This is a genomic window from Methylobacterium sp. WL103 (assembly GCF_008039885.1).
Lineage (GTDB): Bacteria > Pseudomonadota > Alphaproteobacteria > Rhizobiales > Beijerinckiaceae > Methylobacterium > Methylobacterium cerastii.
The window spans coordinates 1-11,755 of the sequence record NZ_VRUX01000081.1; the positions used below are offsets into that span (position 1 = coordinate 1).

General features: G+C 67.8%; 9 protein-coding genes and 1 pseudogene. All 10 read left to right on the forward strand.

Annotated features, from left to right (window positions below; translation table 11 throughout):
* The first annotated feature begins 157 nt into the window (after positions 1-157).
* Positions 158-1,459 carry an NADH-quinone oxidoreductase subunit NuoF gene (nuoF, locus tag FV222_RS07840; RefSeq protein ID WP_147762745.1) on the forward strand — a complete coding sequence of 434 codons (1,302 nt, stop codon included), beginning with the start codon at positions 158-160 and terminating at the stop codon, positions 1,457-1,459.
* Positions 1,460-1,494: 35 nt separating this feature from the next.
* Positions 1,495-3,567: an NADH-quinone oxidoreductase subunit NuoG gene (gene nuoG, locus FV222_RS07845; RefSeq protein ID WP_147762746.1), complete on the forward strand. Its 2,073-nt coding sequence runs from the start codon at positions 1,495-1,497 to the stop codon at positions 3,565-3,567.
* A 9-nt stretch (positions 3,568-3,576) separates the two neighbouring features.
* Positions 3,577-4,599: an NADH-quinone oxidoreductase subunit NuoH gene (gene nuoH / locus FV222_RS07850; protein WP_147762747.1), complete on the forward strand. Its 1,023-nt coding sequence runs from the start codon at positions 3,577-3,579 to the stop codon at positions 4,597-4,599.
* Between the two features lie 44 nt (positions 4,600-4,643).
* Complete coding sequence (nuoI, locus tag FV222_RS07855; protein WP_147751042.1) at positions 4,644-5,132, forward strand: NADH-quinone oxidoreductase subunit NuoI; 489 nt, start codon at positions 4,644-4,646, stop codon at positions 5,130-5,132.
* Between the two features lie 144 nt (positions 5,133-5,276).
* The gene (locus FV222_RS07860) at positions 5,277-5,897 is read left to right on the forward strand and encodes an NADH-quinone oxidoreductase subunit J (protein ID WP_147726107.1); all 621 of its coding nucleotides are present in this window, start codon (positions 5,277-5,279) and stop codon (positions 5,895-5,897) included.
* 55 nt (positions 5,898-5,952) lie between these two features.
* Positions 5,953-6,258, forward strand: coding sequence for an NADH-quinone oxidoreductase subunit NuoK (gene nuoK / locus FV222_RS07865; protein WP_147751041.1), 306 nt, complete (start codon positions 5,953-5,955; stop codon positions 6,256-6,258).
* Positions 6,259-6,320: 62 nt separating this feature from the next.
* Positions 6,321-8,432, forward strand: a complete 2,112-nt coding sequence (gene nuoL / locus FV222_RS07870) for an NADH-quinone oxidoreductase subunit L (protein ID WP_147813756.1) — start codon at positions 6,321-6,323, stop codon at positions 8,430-8,432.
* Positions 8,433-8,620: 188 nt separating this feature from the next.
* Complete coding sequence (locus tag FV222_RS07875) at positions 8,621-10,141, forward strand: NADH-quinone oxidoreductase subunit M (RefSeq protein ID WP_147762749.1); 1,521 nt, start codon at positions 8,621-8,623, stop codon at positions 10,139-10,141.
* Between the two features lie 14 nt (positions 10,142-10,155).
* Positions 10,156-11,610, forward strand: a complete 1,455-nt coding sequence (gene nuoN, locus FV222_RS07880) for an NADH-quinone oxidoreductase subunit NuoN (RefSeq protein WP_147751038.1) — start codon at positions 10,156-10,158, stop codon at positions 11,608-11,610.
* A gap of 4 nt (positions 11,611-11,614) precedes the next feature.
* Positions 11,615-11,755, forward strand: a pseudogene (locus FV222_RS31035) (biotin--[acetyl-CoA-carboxylase] ligase); the annotation flags it as partial.

Here is an 11,755-nt window from a genome sequence, read left to right on the forward strand (position 1 = left end):
CTGCCGCGCGATGCGGTGCCGCCGCAGCCGGAGGCGTCCGGGGCGAGCGAGAACGCGCCCGCCGCGAAGCCGTCCGAGCCTTCGACGAAACCGGCAGAGCCTTCGGCGAAGCCGGCGAAGTCGGATCCGGCCACCTGAGACACGGAAAGCCAAAGCCATGCTGGCCGATCAGGATCGCATCTTCACCAACCTCTACGGGTTGCACTCGCCCGGCCTCGAGGCCGCGCAGAAGCGCGGCGCGTGGGACGGCACCAAATTCCTGCTCGAGATGGGCCGTGACTGGATCATCGACGAGATGAAGGCCTCGGGTCTGCGCGGCCGCGGCGGCGCCGGCTTCCCGACCGGCCTCAAGTGGTCGTTCATGCCCAAGAAGTCGGACGGGCGGCCGCACTACCTCGTGGTCAACGCCGACGAGTCCGAGCCCGGCACCTGCAAGGACCGGGAGATCATGCGGCACGATCCGCACCTGCTGATCGAAGGCTGCATGCTGGCCTCCTTCGCGATGGCGGCGCATGCCTGCTACATCTACATCCGAGGCGAATACGTCGCCGAAAAGCACGCGCTGCAGCGGGCGGTGGACGAAGCCTACGCGGCCCGCCTCGTCGGCCAGGACAACGTCCACGGCTACCCGTTCGACATCTACGTCCACCACGGCGCAGGCGCCTACATCTGCGGCGAGGAGACGGCGCTGCTCGAATCCCTCGAGGGCAAGAAGGGGATGCCGCGGCTCAAGCCGCCGTTCCCGGCCAACATGGGCCTCTACGGCTGCCCGACGACGGTGAACAACGTCGAGTCGATCGCGGTCGCCGGCACGATCCTGCGTCGCGGCGGCGCGTGGTTCGCAGGCCTCGGCGGCAAGAACAACACCGGCACCAAGCTGTTCTGCGTCTCCGGCCACGTCAACAAGCCGTGCAACGTCGAGGAGGAGCTAGGCATCACCTTCCGCGAGCTCGTCGACGAGCATTGCGGCGGCATGCGCGGCGGCTGGGACAACCTGCTCTGCTCGATCCCCGGCGGCTCCTCGGTGCCGCTGGTGCCGGCCGAGCAGATCATCGACGCCAAGATGGACTTCGACACCCTGCGCAACCTCGGCTCCGGCCTGGGCACCGCGGCTGTGATCGTGCTCGACCGCTCGACCGACATCGTCCAGGCGATCGCCCGCATCGCGTATTTCTACAAGCACGAGTCCTGCGGCCAGTGCACGCCCTGCCGCGAGGGCACCGGCTGGATGTGGCGGGTGATGCTGCGGATGGCGGAAGGGCGCGCGCAGAAGCGCGAGATCGACATGCTGCTCGACGTCACCAAGCAGATCGAGGGCCACACGATCTGCGCGCTCGGCGACGCGGCGGCCTGGCCGATCCAAGGCCTCATCCGCCACTTCCGCCCCGAGATCGAGAAGCGCATCGACCGCTACAGCGCCAACCCGCATTCCGATGCGGTGCCGATGGCCGCAGAGTGACCGCCTTTGCCGACGCTCAGTCCTGAGATGAACGCATGACCAAAATCCTCGTCGACGGCATCGAGGTCGATGTTCCCGCCGAATACACCCTGCTGCAGGCCTGCGAGATGGCCGGCGCGGAAATCCCGCGCTTCTGCTTCCATGAGCGGCTGTCGATCGCCGGCAATTGCCGGATGTGCCTGGTCGAGCTGAAGGGTGCGCCCAAGCCCGTGGCCTCCTGTGCCTACGCGGTGAAGGATTGCCGCCCCGGCCCGAACGGCGAGCCGCCCGAGGTGCTGACGCGCTCCGGCCAGACGAAGAAGGCGCGCGAGGGGGTGATGGAGTTCCTCCTCATCAACCACCCGCTCGATTGCCCGATCTGCGACCAGGGCGGCCATTGCGACCTGCAGGACCAGGCGATGGCCTACGGCGTCGACTCGACCCGCTACGGCGAGAACAAGCGCGCGGTCGAGGAAAAGTACATCGGCCCGCTGGTGCGGACGGCGATGAACCGCTGCATCCACTGCACGCGCTGCGTGCGCTTCCTCGCCGAGGTCGCCGGCGTGCCGGACCTCGGCGCGATCGGCCGCGGCGAGGACATGGAGATCACGAGCTATCTCGAGCAGGCGATGGGCTCGGAGCTTCAGGGCAACGTCGCCGACCTCTGCCCCGTGGGCGCCCTCGTGCCCAAGCCTCAGAGCTACAACATCCGCCCCTGGGAGCTGTCGAAGACCGAATCGGTCGACGTGATGGATGCGGTCGGCTCGGCGATCCGCGTCGACGCCCGCGGCCGCGAGGTCATGCAGATCGAGCCGCGGGTCAACGAGGACATCAACGAGGAGTGGATCTCCGACAAGACCCGCCATCCCGTGGACGGCCTACGCGTCCAGCGCCTCGACCGGCCGTACCTGCGCGAGAACGGCCGCCTGCGCCCCGCCTCCTGGGGTGAGGCCTTCGCCGCGATCGCCGCCAAGGTGAAGGGCGCCGACCCCAAGCGCGTCGGCGCTCTGGTCGGGGATCTGGCGGGCGTCGAGGAGATCTTCGCGCTCAAGGGTCTGATGACCGCGCTCGGCGTGGCCAACCTCGATTGCCGCCAGGGCGGCGAGCGGCTCGATCCGGCCTGGGGCCGGGCGTCCTACGTCTTCAACCCGACCATCCCCGGCATCGAGGCGGCGGACGCGATCCTGCTCGTCGGCGCCAACCCGCGGACCGAGGCGTCGCTCCTCAACGTCCGCATCCGCAAGCGCTGGCGGATGGGGCGGCTCGCGGTCGGCCTGATCGGCGAGGACACCGACCTCACCTATCCCCACACCTATCTCGGCGCCGGCACCGACACCCTGGCGGCCCTGGCCAAGGGCGAGCACAGCTTCCTCGAGATCCTGAAGGGCGCCGAGCGCCCGCTGGTGATCGTCGGCGGTGCGGCGCTCGCCGACCCGGCGGTGATCGCCGCAGCCGCGGCGCTCGCCAAGGACGTCGGTGCCGTCACGGCGGAGTGGAACGGGTTCGGCGTGCTGCACACCGCCGCCGCCCGGGTCGGCGCGCTCGACCTCGGTTTCGTGCCGGGGGAGGGCGGCCTCGACTTTTCCGGCATGATCGCGCCGGGCGCGCTGGACGTGGTGTTCAACCTTGGCGCCGACGAATGCACGGTCGGGGCCGGCGCCTTCGTGATCTACCAGGGCACCCACGGCGACCGCGGCGCCTCGCGCGCCGACGTGGTGCTGCCCGGCGCCGCCTACACCGAGAAGAGCGCGACCTACGTCAACCTGGAGGGCCGGGTGCAGCAGGCCAACCGCGCCGGCTTCCCGCCGGGCGACGCCCGCGAGGACTGGGCGATCCTGCGCGCGCTCTCCGACGTGCTCGGCCACCGCCTGCCCTACGATTCGCTGGTGGCCCTGCGCCGTGCGCTCTACGCCGAACACCCGCACCTGGCCGCCATCGGCAGCGTCGAGTCGGGCGACACGGTGGCGGCGGTCGATCGTTTGGCCGGCCTCGGCGGCACGATGGCCAAGGCCGCCTTCGCCTCGCCGGTGCTCGACTTCTACCTCACCAATCCGATCGCGCGCGCCTCGCGCGTGCTCGCCGAATGTTCGAGCCTCGCCCGCGGGCGCGCCCTCGAAGCCGCCGAGTAAGGGTCCGCCATGACACCCTGGGAAACCGTCGGCCTCGTGCTGCTGCTGGCGCTGAAGAGCTTCCTGCTGCTGGCGTGCCTGCTCGTCTTCATCGCCTACGCGCTGCTGGCCGACCGCAAGATCTGGGCGGCGGTGCAGCTGCGCCGCGGCCCGAACGTGGTCGGGCCGTTCGGTCTGTTCCAGTCCTTCGCCGACCTGCTGAAGTTCGTGCTGAAGGAGCCGGTGATTCCCGCCGGCGCCAACAAGGCGCTGTTCCTGCTGGCGCCGCTGGTCTTCGCGACGCTCGCGCTCGCGGCCTGGGCCGTGATCCCGCTCGCGGAGGGCTGGGCGCTCGCCGACATCAACGTCGGCATGACCTACATCTTCGCGATTTCCAGCCTGGGCGTGTACGGCGTGCTGATGGGCGGCTGGGCCTCGAACTCGAAATACGCGTTCCTCGGCGCGCTCCGCTCGGCGGCACAGATGATCTCCTACGAGGTCTCGCTCGGCTTCGTGATCATCTGCGTGCTGCTCTGCGCCGGCTCGCTCAACCTCTCGAAGATCGTCATCGCGCAGGACACCTCGCTCGGCATCCTCGGCTGGTACTGGCTGTGGCTGTTCCCGATGTTCGTGGTGTTCTTCATCTCCGCGCTGGCCGAGACGAACCGCCCCCCCTTCGACCTGCCGGAGGCCGAATCGGAGCTCGTGGCGGGCTACATGGTCGAGTACTCCTCGACGCCGTACCTGCTGTTCATGCTCGGCGAGTACGTGGCGATCATGACCATGTGCGCGCTCGGCACGGTGTTGTTCCTCGGCGGCTGGCTCTCGCCGATCCCGTTCGCGCCCTTCACCTGGGTGCCGGGGCTGATCTGGTTCGCGCTGAAGGCCAGCTTCCTGTTCTTCATGATCGCCATGGTGAAGGCCATGGTCCCGCGCTACCGCTACGACCAGCTCATGCGGCTCGGCTGGAAGGTCTTCCTTCCGCTCTCGCTCGTCTCGGTCGTGGTCGTCGCCTTCGTGCTCAAGCTGACCGGCCTCGCTCCAGGTGCCTGAGTGAATTCGCGCCTGAGCCTCACCCAGAAATCGGAGATCGCGGCATGAAGCTCGATCAGGTCGCCAAGGGCCTTCTGCTGAAGGAGTTCGCCTCGGGGTTCGTCCTCGCGATGAAGTATTTCTTCAAGCCGAAGGCGACGATCAACTACCCCTTCGAGATGGGCCATCGCGGCCCGCGCTTCCGCGGCGAGCACGCCCTGCGCCGCTATCCGAACGGCGAGGAGCGCTGCATCGCGTGCAAGCTGTGCGAGGCGATCTGCCCGGCGCAGGCCATTACCATCGAGGCGGGACCCCGCCGCAACGACGGCACTCGGCGCACCACCCGCTACGACCTCGACATGGTGAAGTGCATCTATTGCGGCATGTGCCAGGAGGCCTGCCCGGTCGATGCCATCGTCGAGGGGCCGAACTTCGAGTTCTCGGTCGAGACCCGCGAGGAGCTGCTCTACGACAAGGAGAAGCTGCTGCTGAACGGCGACCGCTGGGAGCGCGAGATCGCGCGAAACCTCGCGATGGACGCCCCCTACCGCTGACATCCCCGCCCCGTCCCTCAGCGCCGCGGGTTGTGCGGCGCGGGAGCGGGTTCTATAGACGGCCGGCCGGGTCCGGACCGTTTTTGCGGACCGTTTTCTCATGAGGCAGAAGGGGCCGCTCCGGCGGCCGATCCCGACAAGCGCATGACTGCAGCCGCCGCCTTCTTCTACCTCTTCGCGGGCCTCACCATCGCCTCGGGCTTCATGGTGATCGCGTCCCGCAATCCCATCGCCTCGGTGCTGTTCCTGATTCTCGCCTTCGTGAACGCCGCCGGCCTGTTCGTGCTGATGGGCGCCGAGTTCCTGGCGATGATCCTGGTCGTCGTCTACGTCGGCGCGGTCGCGGTGCTGTTCCTGTTCGTCGTGATGATGCTCGACGTGGACTTCGCCCAGCTCCGGCAGGGGTTCCAGCAGTATCTCCCGGTCGGCGCGATGATCGGCGCGGTGTTCCTGATCGAGCTTCTGCTCGTCGTCGGCTCGTGGACGATCGATCCCGGCCTGGTGCAGGCGCCGCTCGGCAACGTGGCGGCGGGCGAGCACACCAGCAACACGGTGATCCTCGGCCGGGTGCTCTACACGGAATACGTCTACTTCTTCCAGATCGCCGGCCTGATCCTGCTCGTCGCGATGATCGGCGCGATCGTGCTGACCCTGCGCGATCGCCCCGGCGTCAAGCGCCAGAACATCGCGCTGCAGAACGCGCGCACGCAAGGCGACGCGGTCGAGACCCGCAAGGTGCCCTCCCGCCAGGGCGTCGAGGTCTGATGGCCGAGACCCGGACGGCTTGGGCGACCCTGAAGACCTGGGCGGAGACAGCACGATGATCGGCCTCAGCCACTACCTCACGGTCGCCGCGATCCTGTTCACGCTCGGCGTGCTGGGGATCTTCATCAACCGCAAGAACGTCATCGTCATCCTGATGTCGATCGAGCTGATCTTGCTCGCGGTGAACATCAACTTCGTCGCCTTCTCGACCCACCTGAACGACATCACCGGCCAGGTCTTCGCCCTGTTCGTGCTAACGGTCGCCGCGGCCGAGGCCGCGATCGGGCTCGCCATCCTCGTGGTGTTCTTCCGCAACCGCGGCTCCATCGCGGTCGAGGACATCAGCATGATGAAGGGCTGAGCGGCTCACCCCGCGACGCCCTTCCGCCAGAAACCCGCCGCCCTGCGAGGCCGGACCGCACGATGTATCACGCGATCGTCTTCTTCCCGCTCATCGGCGCCCTCATCGCCGGGCTGTTCGGGCGCTTCATCGGCGCGCGGGTCTGCGAGTACGTCACCACCGCCTGCCTCGCCTTCTCGGCGCTGCTGTCCTGGGGCGTGTTCATCGAGGGCGACCACGCCACGCGGGTGCAGGTCGCGACCTGGTTCACGGCCGGCGACCTCACCGTCGACTGGGCCTTCCGCATCGACACGCTGACGCGGGTGATGCTCGTCGTCGTCACCACCGTCTCGACCCTCGTGCACCTCTACTCCGTCGGCTACATGGAGGAGGATCCGCACCGGCCGCGCTTCTTCGCCTACCTGTCGCTGTTCACCTTCGCCATGCTGATGCTGGTGACGGCCGACAACCTCGTGCAGATGTTCTTCGGCTGGGAGGGCGTCGGCCTCGCCTCCTACCTGCTGATCGGGTTCTGGTACGAGAAGCCCTCGGCGAACGCCGCCGCGATGAAGGCCTTCATCGTCAACCGCGTCGGCGATTTCGGCTTCTCGCTCGGCATCTTCCTCGTCTTCGTGCTGTTCGGCTCGGTCGCCTTCGACGGCATCTTCCCGCGGGTGAACGAGCTCAAGGACGCGCATTTCCACTTCCTCGGCCAGGATTGGCACGCGCTGACGCTGACCTGCCTGCTGCTGTTCATGGGCGCGATGGGCAAGTCGGCGCAGTTCCTGCTGCACACCTGGCTGCCGGATGCGATGGAAGGCCCGACCCCGGTCTCGGCGCTGATCCATGCCGCGACCATGGTGACGGCCGGTGTGTTCATGGTGGCGCGCCTGTCGCCGCTGTTCGAGCTCGCGCCCGACGCCCTCGTGTTCGTCACGGTCATCGGCGGCATCACCGCCTTCTTCGCCGCCACGGTCGGCCTGGTGCAGAACGACATCAAGCGCGTGATCGCGTACTCGACCTGCTCGCAGCTCGGCTATATGTTCGTCGCGCTCGGCGTCGGCGCGTACTCCGCCGGCATCTTCCACCTGTTCACCCACGCCTTCTTCAAGGCGCTGCTGTTCCTCGGCGCCGGCTCGGTCATCCACGCGATGCACCACGAGCAGGACATGCGGAACATGGGCGACTTGCGCCGCTACATCCCGTTCACCACCGCGATGATGGCGATCGGTACGCTGGCGCTCATCGGCTTCCCCTTCACCGCCGGCTACTACTCGAAGGATGCGATCATCGAGGCGGCCTACGCCTCGACGCGGCCCGGGCACACGCTGGCCTTCATGGCGACCGTGATCGCGGCGTTCTTCACCTCGTTCTATTCCTGGCGCCTGTTCTTCCTCACCTTCGAGGGGCCGGCGCGCTGGGGCGCGCACGCCCATCACGACGACCACGCGACGCCGGCCGTCGCGCATGCGTCTCAGGCCGTCGAAGCCGACGGCGCGCCGGGCCACACCGAGGGCGTGGCGCACGACGACCACGGCCACGACATCGAGCCGGCGCACAAGAGCGACCTCGTCGCCGACGACCACCACGGGCACGGCCATCACGGCGATCACACGCCACACGAATCCCCGCTGGTGATGACGATCCCCCTCGGCATCCTCGCCTTCGGCGCGCTGTTCGCCGGCCTGATCTTCAAGGATCGCTTCATCGGCGAGGGCATGGAGGCGTTCTGGGGCCACGCCCTGGCGCACGGGCCCGACAACCACATCATGCACGACATCCACCACGTGCCCGCGCTGGTCTCCTACGCGCCGTTCATCATGCTGCTGCTCGGGTTCGTGCTGGCCTTCATCATGTACATCCGCCGGCCGAAGCTGCCGGGCGCGCTCGCCGCCCAGCAGCCGGCCCTGTACCGGTTCCTGCTCAACAAGTGGTACGTCGACGAGATCTACGACCGGATCTTCGTGCGTCCGGCCAAGGATTTCGGCCTGTTCCTGTGGCGGCAGGTCGACGGCCGCGCCATCGACGGCGCCGGCCCGGACGGGATCGCGGCCCGCGTCGTCGACGTGACCCGCGGCGTCGTCCGCTTCCAGACCGGCTACGTCTACCACTACGCCTTCGTGATGCTGATCGGCGTCGCGGGCATCCTGAGCTGGTACCTGATGGCCGGCCTTCCGAAGCCCGGGGGGCACTGACGATGGTCGTCGCTCAGCATCGCATCCGGCCCTTGCGCGGGTCCCCTCTCCCAGTGGGAGAGGGACAGGGTGAGGGGCGTGACCTCTCCGGCACGTCCTCATCCCTCACCCCAACCCTCTCCCGCACGGGAGAGGGGGCTGCGTCGTGCCGTCCGAGCGCGAATCCCATCGTTTGGAGCCTTCGCTAGATGTTCGGTCTCGGCATCCTCTCCGGCCTGCTGATCGTGCCGCTCTGCGGCGCGGCCTTCATCCTGACCTTGTCGGGCGACGAGAAGGCCGTCGCGAAGAACGCCCGCTGGGCGGCGCTCGCGACCACGGTCGTCACCTTCCTGCTCTCGCTCGTCGCCTGGAACCGGTACGACGCGACCTCGGCGAGCTTCCAGCTCGTCGAGAGCCACGCGTGGCTCGCCGAGACGATCCGGTTCAAGCTCGGCGTCGACGGCTTCTCGATGCCGCTCGTGCTGCTGACGACGTTCCTGATGCCGTTCTGCGTCGGCGCCTCGTGGCACGCGATCGGCACCCGCGTGAAGGAGTACTTCGTCGCCTTCCTCGTGCTCGAGACGACGATGATCGGCGTCTTCCAGGCGCTCGACCTGGTGCTGTTCTACCTGTTCTTCGAGGCCGGCCTGATCCCGATGTTCCTCATCATCGGCATCTGGGGCGGCAAGCGGCGCATCTACGCCAGCTTCAAGTTCTTCCTCTACACCCTGCTCGGCTCGGTGCTGATGCTGCTCGCCATCATGGCGATGTACTGGCAGGCCGGCACGACCGACATCCCGACCCTGTTGCAGACCCGCTTCCCCGTGAGCATGCAATGGTGGCTGTGGCTGGCCTTCTTCGCGAGCTTCGCGGTGAAGATGCCGATGTGGCCGGTGCACACCTGGCTCCCCGACGCGCACGTCGAGGCGCCCACCGCCGGCTCGGTGATCCTGGCCGGCATCCTGCTCAAGATGGGCGGCTACGGCTTCATCCGGATCTCGCTGCCGATGCTGCCGGATGCGAGCCACACCTTCGCGCCGCTGGTCTTCGCGCTGTCGGTGATCGCGATCATCTTCACCTCGCTCACCGCCCTGATGCAGACCGACATCAAGAAGCTCATCGCCTACTCGTCGGTGGCGCATATGGGCTTCGTCACGCTCGGCCTGTTCACCCTCAACGAACAGGGCATCCAGGGCGCGCTGTTCCTCATGATCTCGCACGGCATCGTCTCGGGCGCGCTCTTCCTCGGGGTCGGCGTGGTCTACGACCGGATGCACACCCGCGAGATCGCGGCCTATGGCGGCCTCGTGAAGCGGATGCCGCTCTACGCCGTGGCGATGATGGTGTTCACCATGGCCAATGTCGGCCTGCCCGGCACCTCCGGCTTCGTCGGCGAGTTCCTGGCGATGATGGGCGCCTTCAAGGCGAACCCGACGGTGGCGTTCTTTTCGGTCTTCGGCATCATCCTGTCGGCCGGCTACGCCCTGTGGCTCTACGCGCGGGTGATCTACGGCAAGCTCGAGAAGCCCAACCTCCAGGGCATCCTCGATCTCGACAACCGTGAAAAGCTGATCCTCGCGCCGCTCGTCGCGCTGACGATCTACTACGGCGTCCACCCGGCCCCGATCCTCGACGTCTTCGCCCCCTCCACCGAGGCGTTGATGACGAGCATGAAGGCCGCCCTCTCGAACACGCAGACCGCGGCCGCCGCGCTGCCCCTCGCGCGCTGAAGGCAGGGCCAGAGATGCCGACCGTCCAGACCGTGCAGACCGTCCTGCCCTCGCTCACCCCGCTGCTGCCCGAGCTGATCCTCGGCGTCGGCGTGATGGTGCTGATCCTCTACGGCGCGTTCCGCGGCGAGCGCTCCGTCGAGACCATCAACGTCGGCGCCCTCGCGCTGCTGCTCGTCGCCCTGTTCGTGGTGATGTCGCAGGCGCCCGGCACCAAGGTGACGACGCTGTCCGGCAGCTTCATCCAGGACGGCTTCTCGAAGGTGATGAAGGCCCTGGTGCTGCTGGGTTCCGCCGCGACGATCCTGCTGTCGCGCGACTACTTCCAGCGCGAGAAGATCGACCGGTTCGAGTTCCCGATCCTGATCGTGCTGTGCACGATCGGCATGCTGGTCATGGTCTCGGCCAACGACCTGATCGCGCTCTATCTCGGCCTCGAGCTGCAGTCGCTCGCCGCCTACGTCATCGCCGCGTTCCACCGCGACGACCTGAAGTCCACCGAAGCCGGCCTGAAGTACTTCGTCCTCGGCGCGCTTTCCTCGGGCATGCTGCTCTACGGCGCCTCGCTGGTCTACGGCTTCACCGGCACCGTGTCCTTCCCCGGTATCGTCTCGGCGCTCCACGAGGATGCCGGCTTCGGCATCGTGCTCGGCATCGTGTTCGTCGCGGCCGGCGTCTCGTTCAAGCTGGCGGCGGTGCCGTTCCACATGTGGACGCCGGACGTCTACGAGGGTTCTCCGACGCCGGTGACGGCGTTCTTCGCCTCCGCCCCGAAGATGGCGGCGATGGCGATGACGGTCCGCGTCTTCATCGGCGCGTTCCCCGACGTCACCGCGATCTGGCAGCAGATCATCGTGTTCATCGCCATCGCCTCGATGACGCTGGGCTCCTTCGCCGCCATCGGCCAGCGCAGCCTCAAGCGCCTGATGGCCTACTCGTCGATCGGCAACGTCGGCTACGCCCTGATCGGGTTGGCGGCGGGCACCGAGGAGGGCATCCGCGGCGTGGTGGTCTACATGATCATCTACCTCGCGATGACGCTCGGCGCCTTCGCCATCATCCTGAGCCTGCGCCGCCGGAACGAGATGTTCGAGACGATCGAGGACCTGTCCGGCCTCTCGCGCACCCATCCGTGGATCGCGTTCTGCCTGGCGATGATGATGTTCTCGCTGGCCGGCATCCCGCCGCTCGCCGGGTTCTTCGGCAAGTTCTACGTGTTCGCCGCCGCGATCCAGGCCAACCTCGTGGCGCTCGCCGTCGTCGGCGTGGTCACCAGCGTGGTCGGGGCGTACTATTACATCCGCGTGGTCAAGATCATGTACTTCGACGAGGCCAAGGCGCCCTACGAGGCGATGGCCCCGGGCCTGCGCATCGTGCTCGCCCTGTCGAGCGTCGTCGTGATCCTGTTCTGGCTGCTGCCGGCACCGCTCGTCGGGGCTGCGGGCGCGGCGGCCAAGTCGCTGTTCTAGCGCCTTGGACTTCCGTCTCGGCGACGGCGCGCGCGCCGTCGGGCATCGCCTTCACGTCCACGACCGCCTCGGCTCGACCAACACCGAAGCGCTCGACCAGGCGCGCGCCGGGGCGACCGGCCCGCTCTGGGTCGCGGCGCACGCC

Excerpts from the sequence above, each read along its gene's own strand:
- FV222_RS07875 (WP_147762749.1), top strand. The coding sequence starts at position 8,621 with ATGTTCGGTCTCGGCATCCTCTCCGGCCTGCTGATCGTGCCGCTCTGC.
- nuoG (WP_147762746.1), top strand. The coding sequence starts at position 1,495 with ATGACCAAAATCCTCGTCGACGGCATCGAGGTCGATGTTCCCGCCGAA.
- nuoN (WP_147751038.1), top strand. The coding sequence starts at position 10,156 with ATGCCGACCGTCCAGACCGTGCAGACCGTCCTGCCCTCGCTCACCCCG.
- nuoH (WP_147762747.1), top strand. The coding sequence starts at position 3,577 with ATGACACCCTGGGAAACCGTCGGCCTCGTGCTGCTGCTGGCGCTGAAG.
- nuoK (WP_147751041.1), top strand. The coding sequence starts at position 5,953 with ATGATCGGCCTCAGCCACTACCTCACGGTCGCCGCGATCCTGTTCACG.
- FV222_RS07860 (WP_147726107.1), top strand. The coding sequence starts at position 5,277 with ATGACTGCAGCCGCCGCCTTCTTCTACCTCTTCGCGGGCCTCACCATC.
- nuoL (WP_147813756.1), top strand. The coding sequence starts at position 6,321 with ATGTATCACGCGATCGTCTTCTTCCCGCTCATCGGCGCCCTCATCGCC.
- nuoI (WP_147751042.1), top strand. The coding sequence starts at position 4,644 with ATGAAGCTCGATCAGGTCGCCAAGGGCCTTCTGCTGAAGGAGTTCGCC.
- nuoF (WP_147762745.1), top strand. The coding sequence starts at position 158 with ATGCTGGCCGATCAGGATCGCATCTTCACCAACCTCTACGGGTTGCAC.